At 60.6% G+C, this 24748-nt stretch carries 23 protein-coding genes; 5 read left to right on the top strand and 18 right to left on the bottom strand.

The genetic code is table 11. From position 1 onward, the window contains the following. Positions 1–3: 3 nt before the first annotated feature. From PDR5_RS13000 to PDR5_RS13020, 5 genes are all read right to left on the bottom strand, one after another. The gene (locus PDR5_RS13000; RefSeq protein WP_064596040.1) at positions 4–378 is read right to left on the bottom strand and encodes a response regulator; all 375 of its coding nucleotides are present in this window, start codon (positions 376–378) and stop codon (positions 4–6) included. A 126-nt stretch (positions 379–504) separates the two neighbouring features. Further along, positions 505–1029: a hypothetical protein gene (locus tag PDR5_RS13005; protein WP_064596042.1), complete on the bottom strand. Its 525-nt coding sequence runs from the start codon at positions 1027–1029 to the stop codon at positions 505–507. Positions 1030–1044: 15 nt separating this feature from the next. Next, positions 1045–1755 (bottom strand): AraC family transcriptional regulator, encoded by a 711-nt coding sequence (locus PDR5_RS13010; RefSeq protein ID WP_064596044.1) that lies wholly within the window; start codon positions 1753–1755, stop codon positions 1045–1047. 47 nt (positions 1756–1802) lie between these two features. Beyond that, entirely contained in the window at positions 1803–3263 is a 1461-nt protein-coding gene (locus PDR5_RS13015) for a PAS domain-containing sensor histidine kinase (RefSeq protein ID WP_064596046.1), read from the bottom strand. A 346-nt stretch (positions 3264–3609) separates the two neighbouring features. Further along, on the bottom strand, positions 3610–4257 hold the full coding sequence (locus tag PDR5_RS13020; RefSeq protein ID WP_011333881.1) for a response regulator transcription factor: 648 nt from the start codon (positions 4255–4257) through the stop codon (positions 3610–3612). A gap of 402 nt (positions 4258–4659) precedes the next feature. On the opposite strand from PDR5_RS13020, the gene PDR5_RS13025 reads away from it, so the two are divergent. Beyond that, positions 4660–5634, top strand: coding sequence for a LysR family transcriptional regulator (locus tag PDR5_RS13025; protein ID WP_064596048.1), 975 nt, complete (start codon positions 4660–4662; stop codon positions 5632–5634). Between the two features lie 110 nt (positions 5635–5744). Here PDR5_RS13025 and PDR5_RS13030 read toward each other — a convergent pair whose 3' ends face one another. Both PDR5_RS13030 and PDR5_RS13035 read right to left on the bottom strand, forming a co-directional pair. Then, positions 5745–6563, bottom strand: a complete 819-nt coding sequence (locus PDR5_RS13030; RefSeq protein ID WP_064600791.1) for an alpha/beta fold hydrolase — start codon at positions 6561–6563, stop codon at positions 5745–5747. Between the two features lie 345 nt (positions 6564–6908). Beyond that, positions 6909–9083 (bottom strand): TonB-dependent siderophore receptor, encoded by a 2175-nt coding sequence (locus tag PDR5_RS13035; protein WP_064596051.1) that lies wholly within the window; start codon positions 9081–9083, stop codon positions 6909–6911. Between the two features lie 404 nt (positions 9084–9487). On the opposite strand from PDR5_RS13035, the gene PDR5_RS13040 reads away from it, so the two are divergent. Then, entirely contained in the window at positions 9488–9928 is a 441-nt protein-coding gene (locus PDR5_RS13040) for a hypothetical protein (protein ID WP_064596053.1), read from the top strand. A 122-nt stretch (positions 9929–10050) separates the two neighbouring features. On the opposite strand, the gene PDR5_RS13045 is transcribed toward PDR5_RS13040, so the two are convergent. The 6 genes from PDR5_RS13045 to PDR5_RS13065 form a co-directional block, all read right to left on the bottom strand. Then, positions 10051–10470, bottom strand: coding sequence for an organic hydroperoxide resistance protein (locus PDR5_RS13045; protein WP_064596055.1), 420 nt, complete (start codon positions 10468–10470; stop codon positions 10051–10053). Between the two features lie 319 nt (positions 10471–10789). Beyond that, positions 10790–10951: a hypothetical protein gene (locus PDR5_RS29860; RefSeq protein ID WP_172829481.1), complete on the bottom strand. Its 162-nt coding sequence runs from the start codon at positions 10949–10951 to the stop codon at positions 10790–10792. A gap of 157 nt (positions 10952–11108) precedes the next feature. Next, entirely contained in the window at positions 11109–12461 is a 1353-nt protein-coding gene (locus tag PDR5_RS13050; RefSeq protein WP_064596057.1) for a c-type cytochrome, read from the bottom strand. Positions 12462–12478: 17 nt separating this feature from the next. Beyond that, the gene (locus PDR5_RS13055) at positions 12479–14728 is read right to left on the bottom strand and encodes a xanthine dehydrogenase family protein molybdopterin-binding subunit (protein ID WP_064596059.1); all 2250 of its coding nucleotides are present in this window, start codon (positions 14726–14728) and stop codon (positions 12479–12481) included. Then, on the bottom strand, positions 14728–15183 hold the full coding sequence (locus tag PDR5_RS13060; protein ID WP_027613020.1) for a (2Fe-2S)-binding protein: 456 nt from the start codon (positions 15181–15183) through the stop codon (positions 14728–14730). Before PDR5_RS13060 ends, PDR5_RS13055 begins: the two co-directional genes overlap by 1 nt. A gap of 77 nt (positions 15184–15260) precedes the next feature. Next, complete coding sequence (locus tag PDR5_RS13065) at positions 15261–16193, bottom strand: AraC family transcriptional regulator (RefSeq protein ID WP_064596061.1); 933 nt, start codon at positions 16191–16193, stop codon at positions 15261–15263. A 227-nt stretch (positions 16194–16420) separates the two neighbouring features. Between PDR5_RS13065 and PDR5_RS13070 the strand changes: the two genes are divergently transcribed. Beyond that, entirely contained in the window at positions 16421–17629 is a 1209-nt protein-coding gene (locus PDR5_RS13070) for an MFS transporter (RefSeq protein ID WP_064596064.1), read from the top strand. A gap of 188 nt (positions 17630–17817) precedes the next feature. On the opposite strand, the gene PDR5_RS13075 is transcribed toward PDR5_RS13070, so the two are convergent. The 4 genes from PDR5_RS13075 to PDR5_RS13090 all read right to left on the bottom strand — a co-directional run bounded on the left by PDR5_RS13075 (position 17818) and on the right by PDR5_RS13090 (position 21764). Further along, positions 17818–18816, bottom strand: coding sequence for an NADP-dependent oxidoreductase (locus tag PDR5_RS13075; RefSeq protein ID WP_064596066.1), 999 nt, complete (start codon positions 18814–18816; stop codon positions 17818–17820). 67 nt (positions 18817–18883) lie between these two features. After that, a complete protein-coding gene (locus tag PDR5_RS13080; RefSeq protein ID WP_064596067.1) occupies positions 18884–19753 on the bottom strand; it encodes an alpha/beta fold hydrolase in 870 nt (289 codons plus the stop codon). An 82-nt stretch (positions 19754–19835) separates the two neighbouring features. Beyond that, a complete protein-coding gene (locus tag PDR5_RS13085) occupies positions 19836–20624 on the bottom strand; it encodes an SDR family NAD(P)-dependent oxidoreductase (RefSeq protein ID WP_064596070.1) in 789 nt (262 codons plus the stop codon). Between the two features lie 39 nt (positions 20625–20663). Further along, on the bottom strand, positions 20664–21764 hold the full coding sequence (locus PDR5_RS13090; protein WP_064596072.1) for an alkene reductase: 1101 nt from the start codon (positions 21762–21764) through the stop codon (positions 20664–20666). Positions 21765–21913: 149 nt separating this feature from the next. Between PDR5_RS13090 and PDR5_RS13095 the strand changes: the two genes are divergently transcribed. Together PDR5_RS13095 and PDR5_RS13100 are read left to right on the top strand one after the other, a co-directional pair. Beyond that, complete coding sequence (locus PDR5_RS13095) at positions 21914–22510, top strand: TetR/AcrR family transcriptional regulator (protein ID WP_172829529.1); 597 nt, start codon at positions 21914–21916, stop codon at positions 22508–22510. Positions 22511–22633: 123 nt separating this feature from the next. After that, positions 22634–23254 (top strand): TetR/AcrR family transcriptional regulator, encoded by a 621-nt coding sequence (locus PDR5_RS13100; RefSeq protein ID WP_064596076.1) that lies wholly within the window; start codon positions 22634–22636, stop codon positions 23252–23254. A 25-nt stretch (positions 23255–23279) separates the two neighbouring features. On the opposite strand, the gene PDR5_RS13105 is transcribed toward PDR5_RS13100, so the two are convergent. After that, on the bottom strand, positions 23280–24740 hold the full coding sequence (locus tag PDR5_RS13105) for an efflux transporter outer membrane subunit (protein WP_064596078.1): 1461 nt from the start codon (positions 24738–24740) through the stop codon (positions 23280–23282). Positions 24741–24748 lie beyond the last annotated feature (8 nt).

A 24748-nucleotide genomic window follows, 5' to 3' on the forward strand; every position in this document is an offset into this window, starting at 1 on the left:
CGCTCAACGACGGCGCATCAGCGCCTGCTCGATGCAAGCCAGCAGAGCCTCGGTATGGAACGGTTTGGAGAAATAACCTTCCGGCGTCTTCACCCGGGCACTGAACTCGGGGGGCAGGCCCGGTTTGCCAGTGATGAAAATCGTCGGAATGTGGATCTTCCTGACCGCCAGCGCCTCGTACATTTCGACCCCGCACATGCCGGGCATCTGAATGTCCGAGATCAGGCACCCGGTCTGCTCTGGCGCGCTCGATTCAAGAAATGCAAAAGCGCTGTTGAATGTCTTGACCGTATAACCGCAAGACCGCAACAAACTGTCCATTGAAACCAGAACAAGTTCGTCATCATCGACAACTGAAACAATAGCTGAGTTGAACATGGGAAACCTTGCGTTCTTTGCGGGTGTCTGTCGCGCCCGCCATACTTGCAAGATACGCTTTCAAAAATTGTGGAATAGTATACGTGGGTATGTTTGGTTGGCTTTTTTGTTAGTTGCGAAAGTTAATCAATGTTCAGCAAATAAATGGTTGTTGATTAACGAAAGAAAGTAACTGTTATGTCGAGTGCAGGCTTCAAAGAGTTGTCGGCTGGCGTAGTCGTTGTTGGCAATTGCGCTGGCGCGACAGTCGCGGAACAAGGCATCGGCGGCCCGCAGTCGGCGCAGGGCGCGGTCAATGCCTTTAAGGCAGTCGGCAAAGCATAAAGGTTCGGGAGCTTCATTGAGGTGGTAGAGCGCGTCGCGCTGGGCATGGCCGCCCAGGTCGGTGATGCCGGTGACGAGAAAGTCGGCGTAACGGGTATTGGCATTCAACAGCCTGCGAAACAGCGTCTGCACCGGTAAAAAGCTGACAGCGTGCAGTGTCTGCTGGCTGTGCCTGAGCCGCGCCAGAATGCTCAGCGTCGCGCTCAGGGTCTGCGTCAATGCGTCGATGATCTCCACGCGCTCAGCGGTGGACAACGATGTGTGCGTGCCATAGCGGGTGACGCAGGGCGGGTGACTGACCAAATACAGTTTGTGCGGTGCGTTCATGACCACCGTCTCCGGCTAGCGCTCGTGCGCGATTGAATGTTGTGATTGCAGCAGCGGACTCCACTGTTTCTGGTTGTCCGGGCGTCGGTAGTAAACCACCATGCGCCGGGCGACCTGCATGGCCAGCTCGCGACCGTGATCGGCCTCAACCAGCGCCAGCGCCAGATCGATCCCTGCGCTGACGCCGGCGGAGGTCCACACCGATGCCTGGTGAACGAAGATGGCCTCGCGATCCAGCTCGACCCTGGGGAACAGCCGCTCGAACATGTCAGCCATCAACCAGTGTGTCGCCACGCGCAGGCCGTCGAGCAGTCCGGCCTGAGCCAGGAAAAAAGCACCGCTGCATACCGACGTCGTACGGTTGGCCGTGGCTGACGTGACGCGCAACCAATCGACCAGCGGCGCGTTGTCTCGCAACGCCTGGCTGATGAACGCCGAGCCCGGAACGATCAACGTATTGATCGGCTCGTCGCCGAGCTCATCCAGCCGCCGGGTTTGAACCACCAGGCCTTCGCCGGTCTGCACCGGCCCGCCTTGCAGGCTCGCGGTGTGCAAGGCATAACCGGGCAAACCGAGTTGCGCCAGTCTGCAGGTCGCTGCCCAGAACACGGTCTGCGCACCGGTCAGGTCCAGCAGGCCCATTTGCGGGTATGCGACGAAAACGACGGTACGGCTTGATTGCGGGGTTTCGGGTCCAGCGCCAGGGTTTGTACTTTCGATAGGCAATGCTGATCTCCATATCGCCACGGGGCGACATCAGGGGTGGATGACGGTCATTGATCGTGTTCGAGCGCAGCCAATGGAATCGCAAACACAAACTGCGTGCCGACGCCTTCGGTGCTGTTGACCCAGATGCGCCCGCCGTGGAACTCAATGATCGAGCGGCAGATCGAGAGCCCCATGCCCAGGCCCGTTGGCTTGGTCGTGAAGAACGGATCGAACAGTGAAGGCAGGATGTCTTCGGCAATGCCGACGCCGGAGTCGGCGATTTCAAGCACGGCCTCGTTGTGCAGGATCGAGGTGGTGATCCGCAGTGTCCGGGCCCGGTCATGCACGTTGGCCATGGCCTGGCAGGCATTGATGATCAGATTGATGATGACTTGCTGCAGCTGCACCCGGTCGCCTTTGATCAGCGCGCCGCGAGTGCCCAGTTGCGCGTGCGGGCGAACCTCATGGAAGCAGATGTCGTGTTGCATGAGCGTCAGCGAGTCACTGACGATGTCGTCGAACACTTCGACATTGCGCTGCACCTCGCTGTGTCGCGACAAGGCCCGGATACAGGCGATGACGTCGGAAACCCTGACGGAGTTTTGAATGATCCGGTCCAGCGAACGGCGCGCTTCTTCCAGGTTCGGCTCGGGACGATTGATCCAGCGTTTGCAGGATTCGCCGCTGGTGATGACCGCTGCCAGCGGCTGATTGATTTCGTGGGCAATCGACGCGGCCAGTTCGCCCATCGACGTCAGGCGCGTGACGTGGGCGAGGGTGGCTTGCGAGTGGAACAGCGCCTCTTCGGACTGTTTGCTGGCGGTCACGTCCATCAGAGCCCCGGCGTATTCCGTGCGCCCGCGGTGCCTGGGCATGGGGCTGGCGATCATCTGCACATGCTTGATCCGGCCATCGGGCATGACCAGCCGATGCTCTGCTTCGATCAGCTCCTGCCGGCGCGCGAACTGGTCCAGCACCTGGTCGATCACCGGCAGATCATCGGGATGGGTGCGTGACTTGACCAGGGCGAGTGTCGGGGTGACGCTCGGCGGATACTCGAAAATGCGCGAGGACTCTTCCGACCAGGACAAGGACACGCTGACTTTCTTGTCGATGATGAAACCGATACTGCCGGTGTGACTGAGCTTCTGTGCGCCGAGAAAGAACGCTTCCTTGCGCCGCAGCGTTTCAGTGGCGCGTTTGCTGCGCAGTGCCAGCAGGGAAATGGTCGTCAGCGCGATCAGGCACCTGACGAATCCGGCGATGCTGCGGTGATCGCGATAACCTTCATCGACCAGGAAGTCGGCCGTCAGCAGCGTGAGGCAACCCAACGCGACGGCAAGAAATACCGGTACCGGGAAGATGTTCGCTGACATGAATACCAGCGTGATGTAGAACAACGTCGGCGCAACGTCCAGATCAAGGTACGCATTGGTGATATAGATCATGCTGCCGACCGCTATGGCGCAAAGCCAGGCGAAGGCGTCTGAACAAAGAAGTTGTGCGCGACGTTTGATGATAGACATTTATTCTTCCAGATTTTTGCTATCGGACGGCAGGGCGTGTTCTTTCGATGAAGCAGGCAAACGCTATGAAAGGCGTATTGATGAAGAGGTTAAAAAGTCTGAAGTTGTTTTTCAGGCATGACGGTTGTTGGCGACTGTCTGTCATTCACCAATCGTTGTATTGAGTAATGGTTATTTGAATAAAGATCTTATTCGAAGACTTCTACGCTGGCACTGCTGCATTGGGTCATTTGCAGTATGACTGCGTATGAACCGGCTATACCCAAGTGTTAGTTGTTCGGAACTTGAGTGTTGATTGTGCCGGCCAGCCACGGCGGCTTGAGCCATACCGTATCGTTTCATTCGGTCACCGATGTGCAGGTAGCGCCGCGATGACTTCGGCCATGCGCACCAGGTCGGCAAATGAGCGCGCGCCCATTTTGCGCATGGCCTGGCCCCGGTGGATCTTCACAGTGATTTCACTGAGGCCGATTTCCCCGGCGATCTGCTTGTTCATCAAGCCTGAGGCCGCCAGCGCCATGACCGTCTGCTCCCTGGGTGTCAACGTCCCATGACGGGCGCGCAGTTCATCGGCATGCCGCCCTGACTCGCGACGCTGCTTGTCCCGCGAGTGTGCGGCGCAGACGGCATCGATCAGGTCCTGCTCGCGAAACGGTTTGGTCAGGAAGTCCACCGCGCCGGCTTTCATCGCGCGCACGGTCATGGCGATATCGCCGTGTCCGGTGATGAACACGATTGGCACATTGATTCCGGCGGTGGCCAGTTCATTCTGGAAATCCAGCCCGCTGCTGCCTTGCAGACGCACGTCGAGTACCAGGCAACTCAGCGTGTCCGGACGTTGATACGTCATGAACTCGGCGACCGACCCGAACAGCTCCACCCGCAGACCAATGGAGCGCAACAGGCTGCCGAGGGATTCGCGCAACGCGGCATCGTCGTCGACGATGAATACCACCGGCTCGCTGGGGTTGTTGCTGATGGGATTGTTGTTCATTGCTCTTTTCCCAAAAGGTTGTGACGTTGTGGCGAATCCCTTGGCCCGGCGGCCGGTGTTTGCTCGTGCGGGTTGATGCCCGACCAGAGACACGGTCCCGCTGGCGATAGCGCCGTGCGACACGTTGCGCAGGTGTGGGCGTAAGTAGATAGACGGTTAAGCATCGTAGTGGCGCAGCACGCCGCCAGCTAGGACAAAAAACCCGAAAAAACGGCCATTGCACCGGTCTTTGCGCGGCCCGATGCAGCTATCGGTTTCAAACGGTTCATACACAAGTATCAAAACACTCACCTAACGCATGATCCCGCTGTCCCCAAGTACCACAGACGTCCGGCAGCCGCGCCCTTAACCTTTAACAGCTCTCCGTCGATCTCAATGGCCGCGTGCCGGGTGGTGAACTTCATGAACAGAAATGAACTCCGTCGTGTCGACATCAATCTGCTGGTGGTCTTCGAGACGCTGATGCATGAGCGCAACGTCAGCCGGGTCGGCGAGAAGCTGTTTCTCGGTCAACCGACCATCAGTGCCGCGCTGGGGCGTTTGCGTGTGCTTTTTGACGATCCGTTGTTCGTTCGTGCGGGGAGGGTGATGGAGCCGACAAGGCGGGCCGAGGAAATTTTCGCCAACCTGACGCCGGCGCTGGATGGCGTTGTCGCGGCGTTGAGCCGTTGCCAGCCCTTCGACCCAGCTACCAGCGAGGTGACCTTTCAGGTCGGCCTGTCCGACGATGTCGAATACGCGTTGCTCCCGCGACTGCTGCGCCAGCTTCGTAGCGAGGCGCCGAATATTGCCTTGGTGGTGCTGCGCGTCGATCAGCAGCAGATGTCGCAGCGGCTGTTCAATGGCGAGATTTCTTTGGGCATCAGCCCTACGCTCGATCTGCCGGCCAACGCTCGACGCAAGAGTCTGCGGTCGATCCGGCCAATGCTCCTGCGCTCGGATACCCGCCCGGGCCTGCTGGCGCTCGATGAGTTCTGCGAGCGACCGCACGCCATCGTGTCATCCATGGGCAAAGCCAAAGACGACACCGACCACGCGCTGGACCTGCTCGGACGTCGGCGCAAAGTGGTGCTGGCGGTGCCGCAGTTCAGTGCCTTGCCAAGGTTGTTGGCGCAGAGCGACATGCTGGTCATCGTTCCGGATTACGTGGCCAGGGCCATGGCCTCGGTGAATGGCATCAGGGCCGAGCCGGCCCCTCTGTTGCTGCCATCGCGGGAGCTTTCCATGGTCTGGCGTGCCGCTGCGCACAACGATTGCGCTCAGCGTTGGCTGCGTTCGCGCTGCCAGGCGTTTTTCGGTACGCCGATTGAATTGCAGGTAGTGCCAAAATTACGCCCGGCGTTGCCCGTCGATCAGACGTTGATGATGGCCCGGTAGATAACTGCAACGGCTGTGTGATTCGCCCAATAAAAAAGCTCCGACTCGATCGGAGCTTTTCTTTTCAGGGGGCTGTACGTGGCTTGTCGTGAGGGCGCGGCCCTGGAACCTCATGCATTGATAAACGCCAGCAGGTCCGCGTTGATGGTGTCGCCGTTTGTGGTGCACATGCCATGGGGCTGGCCGGGGTAGGTTTTCAGCGTACCGTGCTTGAGCAATTTGATTGAGAGGTGAGCCGAATTGGTGATCGGCACGATCTGGTCATCTTCACCGTGCAGCACCAGGGTCGGCACATCGATGTTTTTCAGGTCATCGGTGAAGTCGGTTTCGGAGAACGCGCTGATGCAGTCGTATTGCGCCTTGATCCCGCCGTTCATGCCCTGACGCCACCAGTTTTCGACGATCGCTTCAGACACTTTCGCACCTGGGCGATTGAAGCCGTAAAACGGGCCGCTCGGGAAGTCACGATAAAACTGGCTGCGATTCTGCGCGAGTGCCTTGCGCAACCCGTCAAACACCTCCATCGGCAGGCCGCCGGGATTTTTTGCGGTGCGCAGCATGATGGGCGGCACGGCGCCGATCAGCACGGCCTTGGCCACCCGGCCGCGACCATGCCGCGCCACGTAGCGCGCCACTTCACCGCCGCCGGTGGAGTGGCCGATGTGCACGGCGTTGCGGATGTTCAGGTGCGCCATCAACTCGGCAACGTCGGCGGCGTAGGTGTCCATTTCGTTGCCCGTGGCGGTCTGCGAAGAGCGACCATGGCCACGTCGATCATGGGCGATGACGCGAAAGCCCTTGTTGAGGAAGAACAGCATTTGCGTGTCCCAGTCATCACTCGAAAGGGGCCAGCCGTGGTGGAAAACGATCGGCTGGCCGTGGCCCCAGTCCTTGTAGAAAATCTGCGTGCCATCCTTGACGGTGAACATTCCCGTACCGCTGCCGTTACCGGCGCTTTTGCTGCCCCCTGACGCGGATGCCGGTGTCTGCTGCGTCGCCAGCGCCGGCAATGCCACCGCCAGGGTAGCGGCCATGGCCCCCGTCGTGATCAAGCCACGACGGGTGGTTCCGTTTTTCTCGTCAGTCATTTTGAACACCCATTGAGTTAAAGAAGTTGCACAGGCGGCGCAAGGCTGCAGTCCTGGCCGAAGGCAATCTTTGGGCAAAGGGGTACGACTGACCACCAGACATGGGTTTTTGAAATTAACGCTTTGGTATGTAGGGCGTGGCGGGATGAGTGCTGCGGGGTTGGCGCGTCCCTGCGCCTGGACAACTCAGAAGGTGTACTTGGCCGTCAGCATCATGTTGCGCGGCGTGCCATAGCTGTCGCCGCCGTAGCTGACGGAGTTGGCGATGGTGGAGTAGTACTTGCGGTCGAAGATGTTGTTGGCGTTGAGTTGCAGATCGAGGTTTTCATTGACCCGGTAGCCGGCCATCAGGTCGGTCACGGCGTACGCGCCTTGCTTGAGGCGGTAGTTGCCGCCATCAAGAAGTTCGATGTCGTTGTACATGCGGCTCTGCCAGGAGATGTTGCCGCCCACGCGCAGTTTTTCCAGCGGGCCCTGGAAGTTGTAGCGGGTGGTCAGTTTGAACAGGTGTTCCGGGGTGTCGGTGTCGAACTGCTTGTTGACGTTCTGCGGGTTCGCCTCGTCCTTGATGGTGTGCGTACGGGCGTAGGTGTAGCCGCCGCCGATCTGCCAGTTGTCGGTGAGCGCGCCTTGCAGCTCGAGGTCGATACCCTGGCTGCGGATCTCGCCGGAGGCTTCATAGCAGGACGACTGCGGGCAGTTCGGGACGAACACTTGCACCGCGCGGTTTTCCTGATCGACGCGGAACACGGCGAGGCTGGCGTTCAGCGCGCCGCCCAGGTATTCGCCCTTGATGCCGACCTCGTAGTTCTTGCCCACGATCGGCTTGACCGGGTTACCGGAGGTGCCCTTGTTGCTCTGCGGGGTGAAGATGTCGCTGTAGCTGGCGTACACCGAATGATGGTCGTCCAGCTCGTAGATCAGGCCGGCATAGCGGGTGACGTTGCGGGTGACTTTGTAGTCGCCGTCGCCATCGCGGTTGTCGTAGTCGTACCAGTCCAGGCGTCCGCCGAGGATCAGCTTAAGCGGGTCGGCCAGGCTCAGGCGAGTCGTCAGGTACACGCCGTCCTGAGTGGTGACTTCACGCGTGTTGTTGGTGTGGACGAAGTCCGGTTTGCTGGCGTTGATCGGCCAGTTGGTGTCGTAGGGTGAGTAGTTGTGAGTGGTCAGGTCGTAGATGCGTTTGCTGGCGCCGACCACCAGTTCATGGCTGCGCCCGAAGGCTTCGAACGGACCGCTGAAGAAGGCGTCGAGACCTGCCTGGTTTTCATCGGCCTTGGACTGGTAAACCGTGCGGGCCAGGGTGTCGTTGACCCAGCGCGACTGGTACGAGCCGGAGAACAGCGCGTTCTGTTCGGAATAGTTGGCGTTGACCTGCAGCTTCCAGTCGTTGGCCAGTTGCTGACGGATCTCGGCGAAGACGGTGTTGATCTCCTGATCCTTGTCTTCCCAGGAAGTGCCGGGGTTATACGAGCGCGGCAGATCAAGGTGATGGCCGTCGAGGCCGATCATCGACGAGCCCCAGAAGTAGTTGGTTCTGTCCTTCTGGTGCGAGAAGCCGAGGGTCAGTGTGGTGTCATCGCTCAGGTCGGCTTCGGTGACGGCGTAGAACAGGTTGTGTTGCTCGTCTACGTCATCGATGAAACTGTTGGAATCGCGATAGGACGTGACGACCCGGCCGCGCAGGGTGCCGCTGTCGTTGAGCGGGCTTGAAGCATCGACCTCGCCGCGATAGTTGTCCCAGGTTCCGGCGGCGCCGGTCAGGGTCACGCGCTGCTCGGCCAATGGCCGTTTGCGCACCAGGTTGATCGCCGCCGAAGGGTTGCCGGCACCGGTGACCAGACCGGTCGCACCCCGAACGACTTCAACCCGATCGAACATCGCCAGATTCGGCTGGGATCCGACGTTCACGCCGTTGTAGCCGCTCGGAATGCCGTCGTACATCAGGTTATCAATGTCGAAACCCCGGGCTTTGTAGGACTGCCGACCTGGGCCGTTGGAGTAGTCGAGGAACAGCCCTGGCGTGGCGTTGACCACATCATTGATGCTGGTCATCGCCTGATCGTCCATGCGCTGGCGGGTGATGACGGTGACGGCTTGCGGTGTTTCGCGCAGGGTCAACGGCAGTTTAGTGGCGGTGGCCATGGTGCCGGTGGTGTAGGACTCCGAGCCTTCGGTGGTGCTGCCCAGTTCGGTGGAAGTGATGGCGGTCGCGCCGAGCTCGAGGGTGGCGGGCGGGGCGGTGTCCTGCGCCTCGCGGGTTTCATCGGCCAGCGCCGGGGCCATGACGGCCATGCAGATGGCCATGGACAGGAGGTTGCGTGACGGGTTGAAACGATGCGGCGAGGTAGGGCGCGACATGAAGGCTTCCTGATTTTTAAATAGCAAACAAAGAGCTGTTGAGAATCATTGCTAATAATTGTGTCAGGGTTTTTTACAGCAACAAAGCGCTTCGTGAAAAAAATGTGAAATTGCGCAGGAGGAGAGGGAGTGGACAAACGTGATCAAGGAACCGCTTAAGCGCGGCACTTGCAGCGCAGGAGCCGGTTACACCGTTGGTCAGCTTGCCATGCAAACCAACAGGTTGGTGTCTACTTTTGTGGCCGGGTCAGCCAAATGACAGGAGACATTCTGAAGTCATTAAGCGCTTTCGAGCTGACCCCGTGACGTTGATTTCAGGATGGATCTTGAATGAGGCGCGGAGCATCGCCCAGGCGATGCGTAACGGAGAACCCGCGCCTTTGAGCTCGTTAAGGAGAACGCAGATGGCAATCAGCCGAGTCACCGAAACAACCGATAAAACAGCGCTGGTCCAAGCCGAGGTGTACCGCTGGTACAACCTCTTTTTCCCGTGGTCGCGCGGTGTGGCTTCCCAGTCGGAAGACGCGATCAAGCCTTTGTACGATGCCCTGGCGAATGATTTCCGGGTGGTGCTCACGGACGGTCAGATCATGGACCGCGAGAACTACTGGGAACGTCTTTGGGGCCTGCACGGCAAACGTGCCGGAAGCCCCGAGTCGCACATCATCAATCTCTCGATCACGCCGCTTCCCGGTGACTTCTTCCTGACGGTTTTCGACCTGGTCAAGAACGGGATCACCAAGAAGAAAGTCGACTCGGCGCTCATGCGCCTCGACCCGGATTCGCCATCGGGTATTTCGTGGATTTACGTCCACGAAAGCGAGCACGAGACATCGTTCGCGTAAATCCTTCAATGACCGTTCGCGACTCTGGTTGTTTGAACCGGAGGATCGGCATTGCTCAACCCTGTAAAAAAAACCGCCCGAAGCCGTGCATCGGGCGGTTTGCAGGATCAAACAGGGCTGATTCAGATCAGCCGCAGGGTGACGTCGATGTTGCCGCGAGTGGCCTTTGAGTAAGGGCAGGTCTGGTGCGCAGCGTCTACCAGCGCCTGGGCAATCGAAGGCTCCAGCCCCGGCAGGCTGACACTCAAGCGCGCCTGAAGAAAGAATGCGTCGCCGGCCTTGCCCAGATCGATTTCGGTTTCGACCGCCACATCCGCCGGAAGCCTGATCTTCTGTGCCGCGGCTGCCTTGCCCATGGCGCCGATGAAGCAGGCCGACCAACCGGCTGCCAATAGCTGTTCGGGATTGGTGCCGCTGCCATTCGAACCCGGTGGCGAGAGCTTGATGTCCAGGTTGCCGTCCGAACTGCGCGATGCGCCATCGCGCCCGCCAGTGGTGCGGGTCTTGCCGGTGTACAGCACGGTGTCGAGTTGATTGATCATGGAAATACCTGCCTGAGTGATGGGGGATGTCGGACAGCGAAGGTTCCGATGGCCCACACTTTTGCATTGGCGTGTACCCGGGATGTGTCGTGCAGTGGCGCTTTTGTATCGCTCTGTAGCCTTATCGGTGTGGAAGGGGTCAAGGGCGCAACCAGGCTGGATGTAAGTGGGAGAGGACTTGCAGGTGGCGTTAGTCCAGAGTGAAACGGATAGAGCTGACTGGCGGTTGATCTCGTATTCACACCTGGCCGTTTTTAACCGGGTGCAGCGCAGGGGGGAGCCGAAAGCCCGGACCTTGCCGGGCGGGTGATGGACGTATTCAGCGCGAATCGGCGTTTCGCGTACGTTGCGTTGCAGATGCTTCGCGGCGTCTGCGAAGCCATGTGATGACCGCATGTACCGGGTGGAGGACGGCGACGAGAACGCCAAGCAGCATGATGGTGAAGATGATGATCAGCGGGATGCTTTCATGCGAGAACATGGTGGGTAACTCCTGTAGTCACTATGTCGGAACCCGCAGACTAGACGCTTGGTGCAATGTTTTAGATGAATGTATGTTCATTCGACGAGGTGTGGAATGTGCTACGGCGCAAGGGCGTTTCCACACGCAAGTCGATGGCTCCCGTCGGGTTTTCCTCTTAACGCATCTGCAGGATGATCGGACTGCTGCTGGCCGGATCGGTGTGCTCACGTAGCTTGCCAACCGTCTGCGCATCAACGGGGCTGCCGTGATTGCCCCAGGTGCTGCGCATGAAGGTCAGCACTTCGGCGATCTGCTGATCCGACAGCTGCTCACGGAAGGCCGGCATGCGATAGGCATCCGGCACGCCGGCAGCCACCACTCGTTGCGATCCATTCAGAGTGATGTTGATTGCCGAGGCACTTTCCTTGGCCAATGCCGAGGTGGCGCCCGCCAGTGGCGGCATCCACTGCGATTGACCCTTGCCGTCCAGACCGTGGCACGACGCACAACGCGTCACGTAGGTATGCGCACCGGGCGAGTCCAGATGTTGCGCTGCCGAAACCGCTTGATACTGCCAAGGCGCGCCATCCCGTTCGCGATCCCCGGGTAGCGACTTCAGGTAGTGGGCAATTGCGGTCAGATCGTCATCGCTCATGAACTGTGTGGAGTTGTTGAACGCCTCGGTCATCGAGCCGTAGACCACCGCGTGCTGGTTGCGACCGGTCTTGAGGAACTGCACGATCTCTTGCTCGCTCCAGCGGCCCAGCCCGGTGTTGTGGTCATCGCGCAGGCTCGGTGCGTACCAGCCATCGAGCAGGGCACCGGCCAGGTATGGCTTGCCGGACTCGTCCAGTGCCTTCTCGTTGAACGCCAGGCCGCGCGGCGTGTGGCAACTGCCACAGTGTCCGGCACCCTGCACGAGATAAGCGCCGCGGTTCCATCGTTCATCCTGCGACGGTTTGGTCACATAAGGTTCGGCGTCGACAAACACACCGTTCCACAGCGCAATTGGCCAACGCAGGTTCAGCGGAAATGGAATCGCACTGGGGATGTTCGCCTGTTTGACCGGCGCCACGCCTTTCATGAAGAACGCATACAGCGCTCGCACGTCGTCATCACTGAGCTTGGCGTAGGACGGGTAGGGCATGGCCGGGTATAAACGGCGACTGCCGGGCGCCACGCCGTGGCGCACGGCACGGTCGAAGTCCGCCAGGCTGTAGTGACCGATGCCGGTTTCCGTGTCCGGGGTGATATTGGTCGCATGGATCGCGCCCAGCGGCGTGGCCATTTCCAGGCCGCCGGCGAATGGCGCGCCACCCGGCACGCTGTGACAGGCCACGCAATCGCTGAGCCTGGCGACGTATTCGCCACGGGCGACCAGCGCCGGGTCGATGTCGGCCACGGCGATCTGATGGTTTTCCAGACGCGAGACAGGCTCGCGGGTGACATACCAGGCCAGCAGGCCTGCCGCGACCAGGCACGGCACCGCCAGCCAGCCAGCGGTTCTTGCGAATCGGCTGTTATTCATGGACGCTCCGGCGCTGATCAACTGAAGGTGTGTCGGCTCATGGGCAGGCTGCGCACCCGCTGACCGGTCAGCGCTGCCACCGCGTTAGCGACAGCGGGCGCGACCGCAGGCAACGGCGGTTCACCGATGCCACCCATTTTTTCCCCGCTCTCGACCACGCGCACATGAACCCGTGCCATTCGCGCAGGCGGCAGGATCGGATACAAGTCATAGTTGCGCGCCCGCGGCTTGCCATCGATCCACACGGCTTCTTCCACCAACGTCTGCGACAGACCCAGCGCCACGGCGCCATTGACCTGAGCCTCGACAATCGCCGGATTGACGATGCTGCCCGGGTCAATCGCCTGCCAGATGTCATGCACCTTGACCTGGCCGTTCTCGATGGACACCTCGGCGATCACCGCCGTCTCCGTACCAAACGGCGAAGCCATGGCCACCCCGCGCGCGCGCCGGCTGCCATCCTCGGCGGTAAACGGCCCACGCTTCCAGCCGCCCGACAGTTCACCCACCGCTTGTAGCAGTGTGGTCAGCCGTTGGTTGCCGCGCAGTAAATGCAGGCGCAGCTCGAATGGGTCTTTGCCCCCCTTGTCGGCCAGTTCATCGAGGAACGATTCATAGAAGAAGTCGTTGAGGGAATTACCCACCGAGCGCCAGTAGCCAAGCATCGCCGGACCTTTGACGTAGATCTGTGCGATGCGCTTGTTGGGGATCGCATAGGACTTGCCTGACAACCCTTCAAGCGCCGTCGGGTCGAGCTTTTCACCTTGCTTGCCGGCGAGGGCTTCGGTCGGGCCTTCGGTGGCACTGATCGCTTCGATTGCCAGCGGCCAGCCGTCGTTGTCCAGCGCGGCACGGAAATTCACCGCCGCCACCGGTCGGAGCACGTCACGCAGGAATTCTTCCTCGCGGCTCCAGATCAATTTGACCGGGCGCCCAACCGCTTTGGCCAGCGCGATGGCCTGAGGGTAGGGGCTGGCCGAGTCGTAGAGGAAATGCCGACCGAAGAACCCGCCCAGCAGCGGCGAATGCAAGGTGATGCGCGACGGATCCAGTCCTGTGCGCTTGGCGATGTCGGCGCGGAACATGTCCGGCGCCTGATTCGGCAACCAGACTTCCAGCGAACCGTCCGGATTGAACCGGGCCAGCGCTGAAGGCGGTTCCAGTTGGCCGTGGTTCAGGTATTGGTTGTGGTAAGTGGCGTCGATCCGGGTCTTGGTCTCCTTGAGAATCGAAGCCACATCGCCTTCGTGTTCATCATCTTTGGCAGGGCTTTTATCTTCAGCGAGGCGCTTGAACCAGGCATCGCTGGAAAAGTCGGCGGGCATCGGCCGCACTTGGCTGTCGGCCGTCGGCTCTTGCCAGTCGACCTGGATCGCCTCGACGGCACGTTTGGCGTGCCACCAGCGCTCGGCGACCACCGCCACAGCGCCCGGCAGACGATGCACGGAATGCACGCCTTTCATCGCCTTGACCTGGTCTTCATTGCGCAGATTTCCCACGGTCATCCCCAGGCGCGGGGCATGTTGAACGGCGGCATGCAGCATGTCGTCGACCTTCAGATCGATGCTGTACAGCGCCTTGCCCGTGGACTTGTCGTAGGCATCGAGGCGCTTCACCGGTTTGCCGATCCAGCGGAACTGACTCGGATCGCGCAGCTTTACAGAGGCCGGATCGGGAACCGGCAAATCCATTGCGCGCTCGGCCAGTTCACCGTAGGCCAGCGAGCGGCCCGATCTGGCGTGCACCACTTTGCCAGGCTCGGTGCTCAACTCGCTCACCGGCACGCCAAGTTGCTGCGCGCCCGCCTGCAACAGCATGGCGCGGGCAAGGGCACCGAGGCGGCGCATGACCGGGTAACTCATGCGCACCGACATACTGCCGCCGGTGATGCGCATGCCGTTTTCCATCACCACATAGGCTTCGCCGGGTGGCGCGGCTTCGACCAGGAAGGTCGCCGGATCGGCATCCAGTTCTTCACCGACGATCTGCGCCATCGCAGTGAACGTGCCTTGTCCGCCTTCCATGAAAGGGCAGAGCAGGCGCACCCGATTGTCCGGGCGGATCTCGAGGAACGCCGGGACCTGTGTGCCGCGCTCGGCCGTCGCAGAAGCGGCAGCTTGTACGCGCGTCGTACCCAGTGGCAGACCGAAGCCGAGCACCAGTGCGCCGACGGCGGTACCGGTCAGAAAACGTCTGCGCGACACATTGATCGGTTCATGCAGATCCAGTACTGAAGCGTGCTGTGAAGGGTCGATACGAACGTTCATCACGCGTCCCCCTTGCCGGCAAGCTCATGCACGGCGGCATGAATGGCGTTGTAAGTACCGCAGCGGCACAGATTGACCATCGCCGCCTCGATCTGCGCATCACTCGGTTTGGGGTTCTGCTTGAGCAGCGCGGTGGCGGCCATTACCTGCCCGGACTGGCAGTAGCCGCACTGGGCGACCTGCAGATCGACCCAGGTCGAGACCACCCGCTTGCCCACGTCATCGGCCTCGATGGCCTCAATGGTGGTGACCTCGCGGCCAACCACACCGGCCACTGGCGTGACGCACGAGCGCACGACGTTGCCGTCCACCAGCACCGAGCAGGCGCCGCATTGCGCAAGTCCGCAGCCGTACTTGGTGCCGGTCATGCCCAGATCATCGCGGATCACCCACAGCAAGGGCGTATCGGCGTCGGCATCGACCTGATAGGTCTTCTGGTTGATTCGTAGTTCCATGATTCACCCGCTGATCATCGGTTGACGTGCATTGTTATAAGCAGTGACACGCAGCGAGGCGCATCACCGGTTTTCGTTCAATTCGCGACTGTGCCGAACGCTTCTGCCTCGAATGGCTGCGCGCGCAAAAGGGCCATGTCACGACTCGGTGCGGTGCCGAACAGCCGGCCATATTCGCGGCTGAATTGCGAAGGGCTTTCATAGCCGACCGCAAACGCCGCCCGCGACACGTCCAGGCGCTCGACCAACATCAGCCGCCGGGCTTCGTTGAGCCGCAGCCATTTCTGGTACTGCAGCGGACTCATGCCGGTGAGCTGGCGGAAATGATGGTGAAAGGTCGGCGCGCTCATCTGCACTCGCGCGGCCAGATCGTCGATGCGCAGGGCATCGGTGTAGTTGACCTTCAGCCAGTCAATGGCCTTGGCGATGCGATAACCCTGACCGTCGACGGCAGTGATCTGCCGCAGCCGTGGGCCTTGGTCGGTATGGAGCAGCCGATAGTGGATTTCTCGCAGGATCAGCGGCGCCAGGACCGGGATCGCCTCGGGTTCATCGAGCAACGCCAGCAAGCGATCGAGCGCGTCCTCCAAAGCTGACGACAGGCTGCCGATCGCAGCGCCCGTACCCGTTGATGGCTGGCGTTTCGAGGGCAAGCCGCTCTTGGTAATGACCTCGGCAAGCATGCTGACATCCAGTTTCAGCACAAGGCCGACACAGGGCCATTCGGGAGTGGCGAGCATCACTTCGGAGTTGGCGGGCAGGTCCAGCGACGTGACCAGAAACCGGGACGGGTCATAGCTGTAGCCCTCACCGCCGACCCACAAGCGCTTTTCGCCGCGACCCACGAGAATCAGGCTGGGTTCGATCATGCACACAACGGGGGGCGCCGGCTGGTCGCGACGAAACAGCGACAGCCCGGGTATCGACGTGGCGAAGTCACCCGGTGCGTTCACACGCGGGTCGATGTGCCGTGCCAAAGGTGATTCCTGGGGCAGAGGGGTCGGGATCATGTGGGCTCACTCCTTTGACTGAACTCTAATGCGCGCGCGAGACGTTTCCTATCTATCACCCTGCATCCCCAGAGGATCAGGCAAGCATTCAAGAGGAATGCACTAGGGAAGCACCGGATTGACCGGGAGAATGTGTCCATCTGTTACAGGGACAGTGCCCGGACGGGCGACAAACTGCTTGCCCCTGCGCATCACCCCCTACGTTTTTCGCATCACAGGTAGTTTCCATGACGTTTCCTTCTACAGATCCTTCTAAAAGAACAGGCGGCTGGAGCGCCGTGCTGGCGATGTCGCTGGCCGCATTCGCTTTGGTCGCTTCAGAGTTCATGCCCGTCAGCCTGCTGACGCCGATTGCGGCAGACCTGCACATCACCGAAGGCCAGGCTGGGCAGGGGATTTCCGTGTCCGGTGGCTTTGCCTTGATCACCAGTTTGTTGATCGCCTCGGTCGCCGCTCGCATCGAACGCAAGCAGCTTCTGCTGGGCCTGACCTTGCTGATGATCGTCTCCGGAACGGTCGTCGCGCTCGCCCCGGGCTACCCGTCATTCATGTTTGGACGTGCGCTGATCGGGATTGCGATCGGTGGTTTCTGGTCGTTGTCGGCGGCGACTGCCATGCGCCTGGTGAAGCCTGAACAGGTTTCCCGCGCGCTGGCCATCGTCAATGGCGGCAACGCTTTGGCCACGGTCATCGCCGCTCCGGCGGGCAGCTTCCTTGGCTCGTTGATCGGCTGGCGCGGCGCATTCTTCTGTGTGGTTCCGGTCGCGGTGCTTGCCGCCGTGTGGCTGCTGATCAGCCTTCCGTCTTTCAAGGCCGAGCGCCAGGTCGGTAGCGGCAACGTTCTGCGGCTGATGAAGCAATTGCCAGTGGCCTTGGGCATGGTCGCCGTCAGCGTCTTTTTCATGGGCCAGTTCATGCTGTTCACCTACCTGCGACCATTTCTTGAAGGCGTGACGGGCGTCGGTGTCTCAACCTTGTCCTTCATGCTGCTAGGGCTGGGACTGGCCGGGTTTATCGGCACCTTTCTGATCGAACGGTTTATGGGGCGCGGCCTCTACCGCACGTTGACAGCTATTCCGCTGATCATGGCGGTGATCGCGCTGGCGTTGGTCAGCTTCGGCAAATCACCGCTGCTGACCGCCGTGCTGCTCGGACTCTGGGGGCTGGTCGCCACGGCCGCGCCGGTCGGCTGGTGGACATGGCTGGCGCAAACGCTCCCGGATGATGCTGAGGCGGGAGGCGGCTTGCTGGTAGCCATCGTCCAACTGGCAATTGCCGGCGGCGCAATCATTGGCGGTCTGGCCTTTGATTTGAGCGGCTACAAAGCCACCTTCGAGCTTAGCGCCGCTGTCTTGGTCGCCGCTTCCGTGCTGGCCTGGCTGGCCGGACGCAATGCCACGCAAATTCATCTTGTCGAGTCGAGCGCGACAGCCTGACGAGATCACCTGCAACCTTCCTTATGGCTCAAGCATCAAACTGCGCCAAACGATAACGGGCGCTTGAACCTGCACATCATCCGGTTGAAGCACTTGCTGCTCCTCTGGCGAAATCACTTCGGCTGAGGGCCGCTCCAGCAGTAAAGGCTGTGCAGTGTCTACGTTCAATTCAGGAACAGGCGGCGTGGTCATTTGAGCGCAACAACGACCTTGCCCTTGGCGCGTCCCTGCTCAACGTACTTCAATGCTTCAGCCGTTGATTCAAAGGGGAATGAACGATCAACCACTGGTTTGATGATTCCGTCCTCAACGAGCGCAGTGATGCGTTGCAGTTGAGCGCCATTGGCCCGCATGAACACAAACGCATAGCTGACGTCCTGCTTGCGCGCTTTGCGACGAATGCCAAGGCTCAGCAGGCGCATGACTTGCTGCAATGGCCAGGCTAACCCTTGCTCCCGCGCGAACTGCACAGTGGGTGGGCCCGAGATGGAAATGAGCTGGCCACCGGGTTTCAGGACCTTGAGTGACTTCTCCAGCACGTCGGCGCCGAGGCTGTTCAGCACCACGTCGTAGTCTTGCAGCACTTTTTCGAAGTCCTGCTGTGTGTAGTCGATCACCAGATCGGCCCCCAGCGCCTTGACCCATTCGACATTGGCGGTGCTGGTGGTTGTGGCGACAAACGCACCGAGGTGTTTGGCAAGCTGAATGGCAATGGTGCCGACGCCGCCTGAGCCTGCGTGAATCAGCACTTTCTGGCCCTTTTGCAGCCGGGCGGTTTCAACCAGTACTTGCCAGGCAGTCAGTGCAACAAGGGGCAAGGACGCGGCTTGTACCATGTCGGTATTGGCAGGTTTCAGGGCCACGGCGTTTTCGTTCACGGCGATCAATTGGGCGAACGTCCCGATCCGCGCTTCGGGCGGGCGAGCATATACCGCGTCTCCCGGTTTGAAGCGTGTCACCTTCGAACCGACTTCAATCACGACTCCCGCCAGGTCATTGCCCAGGATCAACGGAAAGGCGTAGGGCAGGATCAGTTTGAACTCGCCTTTGCTGATCTTCGAATCCAGCACGTTGACGCTGCTCGCATGGACCTCGATCAAGACGTCGTGGGCACCGACTGCGGGGGCGGGCGCTTCGCCAATGCGTCCGGGGTTCTTGCCATAGCCATCAATCAGAAATGCTTTCATCGTGGTGCGGCTCTTGCTGGTTGTACGGAGGGTAGTCGGTGGGTTGCGGTGTTGCTGCGTGACGTGATCAAGCATCGAGAAACGCCTGCGCCTTGGTCACAAAGTCGGCGTGATGCTGGAAAATCCCGCCGTGCCCGGCATCCTCATAAATCACCAACTGTGCGTCGGGGATAAGCCTGGCCAGTTCAAACGAGTTAACGCTGGGCACCATGATGTCGTTGTCGCCGTTGACGACCAGCGTCGGTGTGCGCAAGCGTTCGAGCGCTTGCCGCGGTTGTCTGCCCCACGCCGTGATGGCTTTCAATTGCCGCAGGAAGGCGCGGGGCGTCGGGCCCTTGTCGCGATTGTTCTTGCGTGCCTTGAGGCGCCCTAAATACTGCGAGGCAGACTGTCGCCCATTGGCCGACGAGGTGAAGAAAAGGTAGAACTTGGGATCGCGCAGGGTCAGCAAGCCTTTGAGGATCAATGGCCATGACACTGTGCCGACCTTGTCGATGCCGGTGCCGCCCGCCGGTCCAGTACCGGTCAGAATCAACCGGCGTACCAAGTCAGGCGCCTTGAGGGCAATGTCCTGAGCGACGAAACCTCCGAGGGAAAATCCGAGCACATCCACGGTTTTCAGCCCCAGCGCCCTGATCAGCTGGATGGCATCGTCGGCCATTTCACCCACCGTCAGTGGCGCGGTACCACCCGAGTTGCCGATACCGCGATAGTCGGTGGTGATGACGCGTCTGGTTTGCGCCAGGCCATCGATGATCGCGGGGTCGAAGTTGTCCAGCACCGCGCCCCAATGATTGAACAGCACGAGGGGCACGCCGGTTGTGGGCCCGGTGTCGCGGTAGGCGAAGGGAATGCCGTTGACCGTGATCGACTGGTTCGCTGCGTCGATGAATAACGTCGGCGAACCCGAGCGGGAATTTGTCTGTAATGAACTCATTGTCACTCCGGCCAGCGGGCAGGATTCGATGCAATGCCATGTGCCTGCATCGAATCTGCCGCGAATGCTCGCTAGCAAAAAATCACTGTGGCGTCTGGTAGCGCTGGGCGACCGCAGACTGGCGGATTTGCCCCAGCAGGCCCTGGCGTGCGCCCTGCAGGTCATCCCAGCGCTCGGCTTCGTGCAGCGGCGGGATGGTCACAGGTTCGCGACGATCAAAACCGACCAGTGCGGCATCCACCAGATCACCCACTTCCATGATTTCGCTCAGGGTGTTGATGTCGACGCCGGAGCGATCCCAGATTTCCGTGCGGGTGGCGGCGGGCAGCACGGCTTGCACATAGACACCTTGCGGCGACAGTTCCAGGCTCAGTCCCTGGGACAGGAATAGCACGAAGGCCTTGGTCGCACCGTAGACGCTCATGCCGAACTCCGGCGCCAGGCCTACCACCGAACCGATGTTGATGATTGCGCCGTCGCCGGCCTTGGCCAGGCGTGGGGCGATGGCGCTGGCGAGCCGCACCAGCGCCGTGGTGTTCAGGGCAACCAGTTGCGCAACGCTGTCGGTGCTTTGGTCGACGAAGTGGCCGGACAGCGCAGCGCCGGCGTTATTGACGAGAATGCCGATACGGGCGTCGTCGCGCAGGCGGCTTTCAACAGTGGTCAGATCGCCGAGTTGGGTCAGGTCTGCCGGGATGACATCGACGGCGACGTCGTGCTCGCTGCGCAAGCGCGCTGCCAGTGTGTCCAGGCGAGCCTGATCGCGGGCGACCAGTACCAGATCGTGACCACGTTTGGCGAAGCGGTCGGCATAGACGGCGCCAATGCCGGTGGAGGCGCCGGTGATGAGAACAGTAGGGCGAGTGCTCATGGGGTATCTCTCTTTCAGAAGGTGAGAAACGGAACGCGCTCAGCTTGCGCTGACGCTCGATTCAGCGAGAGTCGGATAGTCGATGTAGCCCGCCGCGCCGCCGCCGTAGAGGGTGGCGGGATTGAACGCGGACAGCGGCGCGCCCTGCTTGAGGCGCTCCACCAGATCCGGGTTGCCAATGAACGGTCGACCGAAGGCGATCAGGTCGGCCTGGTCTTCGGCGAGCCGCGCGTTCGCCAGGTCCAGGTCATAGCCGTTGTTGGCGATATAGGTGTTTTTGAAGCGCTGGCGCAGGGCGCCAAAATCGAAAGGCGCCACGTCGCGCGGGCCGCCGGTCGCGCCTTCGACCACGTGCAGATAAACCACACCGAGGGCGTCGAGTTGCTCGACGACGTAATTGAATTGCACCTGCGGATCGCTGCTGGATACGCCGTTGGCCGGCGACACTGGAGACAGACGCACACCGGTGCGATCCGCGCCGATCTCATTGACGACCGCCGCCGTCACTTCGAGCAACAGACGCGCACGATTTTCAATCGAACCGCCGTAAGCGTCGGTGCGCAGATTGGCGTTGTCCTTGAGAAACTGATCCAGCAAATAGCCGTTTGCACCGTGAATCTCCACGCCGTCGAACCCGGAAGCGACCGCGTTGGCCGCGGCCTGGCGGAAATCGGAGACGATCCCCGGCAGCTCGCTGAGTTCCAGCGCGCGGGGTTCGGAAACGTCTTCAAAGCGGTTGTTGACGAACACTTTGGTCGCGGCACGCAGCGCAGAAGGAGCCACCGGTGCTGCGCCGTTTTCTTGCAAGTCAACGTGCGACACGCGGCCGACATGCCACAGCTGCAGGAAGATTTTTCCGCCCTTGGCGTGGACGGCATCGGTGACTGTGCGCCAACCGTCTATCTGCGCCTGCGTGTAGATCCCGGGGGTGTCCTGATAACCCTGACCCTGTCGGGAAATCTGCGTCGCTTCGCTGATCAGCAAACCGGCGCTGGCGCGCTGGCTGTAATAGACAGCCGCAAATTCGCTGGGGACAAAGCCCTGGCCTGCGCGGTTGCGTGTCAGCGGCGCGAGAACAACGCGGTTCGACAGCGTGAGACTGCCCAGGGTGTAAGGGGTGAACAGAGTCTGTTTGGTCATCTGATGAATCTTCCGTGCCCGTTGATGGAGATCGGTGGGGTGTGAAATTAGGATGATGATCGAAATCTAAACTGTCAACGGTTTTGATTATGGGCGACATCTATGTATCATCGGAGGCAGGAATTCCCGCTAAACACGAGGTATTGCACGTGAGAGTGACCAAGGCCCAGGCGCAGGCCAATCGAGAACACATCGTTGAGACGGCCTCAGAGCTGTTCCGTGAGCGTGGCTTTGACGGCGTCGGTGTGGCGGATCTCATGGCGGCTGCCGGTTTCACCCATGGAGGCTTCTACAAGCATTTCGGGTCGAAGGCCGACCTGATGGCCGAAGCTTCGGCCTGCAGTCTCGGCAAATCGTTGACCGGTGCCCAGGCGCTCGATGTCCCCGGTTTCATCAACGTTTATGTGAACAGAGAACATCGCGACGGACGCGGCAGCGGTTGCACGATGGCCGCACTGTGTGGCGACGCGGCGCGTCAATCGGACGATGTGAAAGCAACGTTTGCCGAAGGTATTGAGCGCACCCTGCAAACTCTGGGGGAAAAATATCCGACAGGGCCGGATGCCGCGGAGGGCGAGGGGAGGAAGAAAATGATCGACTTGCTGTCGCGTGCGGTCGGCGCAATTGTCTTGTCACGCGCCTGTCCGGATGATTCCGCCTTGGCGGATGAAATCCTTGAGGTATGCCGCGCCGAAATGTTTGCTTCATTGCCGGTGTTGCCGGTCGATGAAGTGGAAACGCCGTAAAAGGGCCGATCCGCCCTGTTCGACGGCTTGAACGTCAGCCCGTTTCAGACAGCCGTTTTTCGTGAACATGTACTCTATTGGTCACGATTTGTAAGACCTCGACAGGCTGAGTAAGCTACGCCCATGAATCAGCCATCGATATCTTCGCCCTGCCCACGTGGCCCAGTCGATCACGACATTCGTGATCAGATTGTCGCGGCAGCCAATGAACACTTCAGCCAATACGGCTATGGCAAAACCACGGTTTCCGATCTGGCCAGGGCCATCGGTTTTTCCAAGGCGTACATCTATAAATTCTTTGATTCCAAGCAGGCGATCGGCGAAGCGATCTGCTCAAATTGTCTGGGGCAAATGGTTGCAGCGGTCGAACAGGCTGTTAACGCAGAGGGGATTTCGCCGACCGAGCGTTTCCGCCGGCTGGTGAAGACCGTGATTGCCACGGGTGTGGACCTGTTCTTCAATGATCGCAAGCTTTACGACATCGCGGCATTCTCCGCAGCGGAGCGTTGGCCAAGTGCTCAGGTGTATGAGGAGCAGATCAAGCGCTTTATCTTCGACATCGTGCGTGAAGGGCGAGAGCTCGGAGAGTTCGAGCGCAAGACTCCGCTGGATGAGACCGTCGAGGCGATTCATCTGGCCCTGCGTCCCTTCGTCAACCCGTTGTTGCTGCAGCACAATCTCGATTTTATCGAGGTAGCGCCCACGCTGACCTCCAACCTCATTCTGCGTAGCCTGATGCCCTGACCTGAAAGCGATCTGGTGGTGCTGCTCAGCGTGCCGCTACAGGTTGTGATTCAGTGGGTTGCCAGCCCCCGCCCAGCGACTTGAATACCGCCACCGCCGCACGGGCCGATTCCGTCCGCGCCTGCGCTCTGGCGTCGGAGGCCTGCAGCAATGTTTCGTCGGCGTGCAGGACATCGATCAGGCTGGCTGTGCCTTTTTCATAGGCGGTGAACGAGGACTGGCGAGCTTGAGTCAGCGCCGCTTCGCCGCCCGTAAGGGTGGTGGTCTGAGTTTGCCGATTCACCAGTGAGGACAGCGCGTTCTCTACATCTTCGGTGGCGCGCAGTACCGACTGGCGATAGGCGGCCAATGCTTCAGATTCCTGGCCTTTGGCCTGATCGATCCGGGCGTTGATGCGTCCGAAGTCGAATAGCCGCCAGCGCAAACCCAAGACACCGGCAGACTGGCTTGCGCCGCCGGTGAAAAGATTGCCGCCGGATACGGCTGTCGCGCTGCCGAGCAAGGCGCTGAGGGAAAATTTCGGGTAGTACTCGGCAATCGCTTCACCGATACGCGCGTTGGAGGCCGCAAGACGGCGTTCGGCGACGATCAGATCCGGTCTGCGCCGCAGCAGATCTGCCGGTGTGCCCAGCGCAGTCAGCGACGGCACATCGGGAATCTCGCCCTCACGTGCCAGTTGCGTGCGGTGAGTGCCGGGAGGCGTGCCGAGCAGCACGTCCATCGCATTCATGGCTGCCTCCAGACCGCTTTGCAGCACCGGAACGGTCGCCTCGACTTGCGACAACTCACCCTCGGCCTGGCGCACCTGATACTCCGCGGCCAGACCCTTGCCGTAAAGCAGCCGGACCTTTTCCAGCAACGCGCGCCGGGTATCGACTTGCCGGTTGGCGATGTCCAGCCGCGCCTGTAATCCGCGCAGAGTGATGTAGATATCGGCCGTTTGCGCAGCGATCGCCAACCTCGTCGCCGTGACACCCGCTGCTGAGGCCTGATACTCAGCCAGTGCCGCCTCACGCTCGCGGCGCAGTCCGCCAAAGACATCGACTTCCCAGCCCGCCTCGAGATTGGCCTCGTAGGCATTGCCGTAACGGTCATAGCCGGGTGTTGAATTCAACACCTGGCCCAGTGGCGTCTCGACGGACTGATAAGCGCGTGCCGCCTGTGCGCTGATGTTCGCCGAGGGCAGCAGTGCTGCATTTGCGGCGCCCAGGCCGGCCTTGGCCTGGGTGACGCGCGCCGAAGCCTGTGCCAGATCCAGATTCTGCTGCAAGGCCTGGTCGATGAGGTCGGTCAGCAGCGGATCATTGAAGCTTTCCCACCAGGCGGCAAGGCTGTCCGGTGTCGATCCGGATCGCGGTTCGACAGCAGACTGCCCCAGGTAATGATCTGAAAGCGGGGCGCCTGGACGATGGTAATCCGGACCCACCGCACAACCTGCCATGAGGCTGGCGGTAACCAAAAGAGCAATCGGGCGCAGGGGAGGCATCGGCGTTC

Origin of the sequence: Pseudomonas sp. DR 5-09 (assembly GCF_001655595.1) — a bacterium.
GTDB lineage: Bacteria > Pseudomonadota > Gammaproteobacteria > Pseudomonadales > Pseudomonadaceae > Aquipseudomonas > Aquipseudomonas pharyngis.

Coding starts and splice junctions, on each gene's coding strand:
- PDR5_RS13000 (WP_064596040.1), bottom strand. CDS start 378: ATGTTCAACTCAGCTATTGTTTCAGTTGTCGATGATGACGAACTTGTT.
- PDR5_RS13005 (WP_064596042.1), bottom strand. CDS start 1,029: ATGAACGCACCGCACAAACTGTATTTGGTCAGTCACCCGCCCTGCGTC.
- PDR5_RS13015 (WP_064596046.1), bottom strand. CDS start 3,263: ATGTCTATCATCAAACGTCGCGCACAACTTCTTTGTTCAGACGCCTTC.
- PDR5_RS13020 (WP_011333881.1), bottom strand. CDS start 4,257: ATGAACAACAATCCCATCAGCAACAACCCCAGCGAGCCGGTGGTATTC.
- PDR5_RS13025 (WP_064596048.1), top strand. CDS start 4,660: ATGAACAGAAATGAACTCCGTCGTGTCGACATCAATCTGCTGGTGGTC.
- PDR5_RS13030 (WP_064600791.1), bottom strand. CDS start 6,563: ATGTTCACCGTCAAGGATGGCACGCAGATTTTCTACAAGGACTGGGGC.
- PDR5_RS13035 (WP_064596051.1), bottom strand. CDS start 9,083: ATGTCGCGCCCTACCTCGCCGCATCGTTTCAACCCGTCACGCAACCTC.
- PDR5_RS13040 (WP_064596053.1), top strand. CDS start 9,488: ATGGCAATCAGCCGAGTCACCGAAACAACCGATAAAACAGCGCTGGTC.
- PDR5_RS13045 (WP_064596055.1), bottom strand. CDS start 10,470: ATGATCAATCAACTCGACACCGTGCTGTACACCGGCAAGACCCGCACC.
- PDR5_RS29860 (WP_172829481.1), bottom strand. CDS start 10,951: ATGTTCTCGCATGAAAGCATCCCGCTGATCATCATCTTCACCATCATG.
- PDR5_RS13050 (WP_064596057.1), bottom strand. CDS start 12,461: ATGAATAACAGCCGATTCGCAAGAACCGCTGGCTGGCTGGCGGTGCCG.
- PDR5_RS13055 (WP_064596059.1), bottom strand. CDS start 14,728: ATGAACGTTCGTATCGACCCTTCACAGCACGCTTCAGTACTGGATCTG.
- PDR5_RS13060 (WP_027613020.1), bottom strand. CDS start 15,183: ATGGAACTACGAATCAACCAGAAGACCTATCAGGTCGATGCCGACGCC.
- PDR5_RS13065 (WP_064596061.1), bottom strand. CDS start 16,193: ATGATCCCGACCCCTCTGCCCCAGGAATCACCTTTGGCACGGCACATC.
- PDR5_RS13070 (WP_064596064.1), top strand. CDS start 16,421: ATGACGTTTCCTTCTACAGATCCTTCTAAAAGAACAGGCGGCTGGAGC.
- PDR5_RS13075 (WP_064596066.1), bottom strand. CDS start 18,816: ATGAAAGCATTTCTGATTGATGGCTATGGCAAGAACCCCGGACGCATT.
- PDR5_RS13080 (WP_064596067.1), bottom strand. CDS start 19,753: ATGAGTTCATTACAGACAAATTCCCGCTCGGGTTCGCCGACGTTATTC.
- PDR5_RS13085 (WP_064596070.1), bottom strand. CDS start 20,624: ATGAGCACTCGCCCTACTGTTCTCATCACCGGCGCCTCCACCGGCATT.
- PDR5_RS13090 (WP_064596072.1), bottom strand. CDS start 21,764: ATGACCAAACAGACTCTGTTCACCCCTTACACCCTGGGCAGTCTCACG.
- PDR5_RS13100 (WP_064596076.1), top strand. CDS start 22,634: ATGAATCAGCCATCGATATCTTCGCCCTGCCCACGTGGCCCAGTCGAT.
- PDR5_RS13105 (WP_064596078.1), bottom strand. CDS start 24,740: ATGCCTCCCCTGCGCCCGATTGCTCTTTTGGTTACCGCCAGCCTCATG.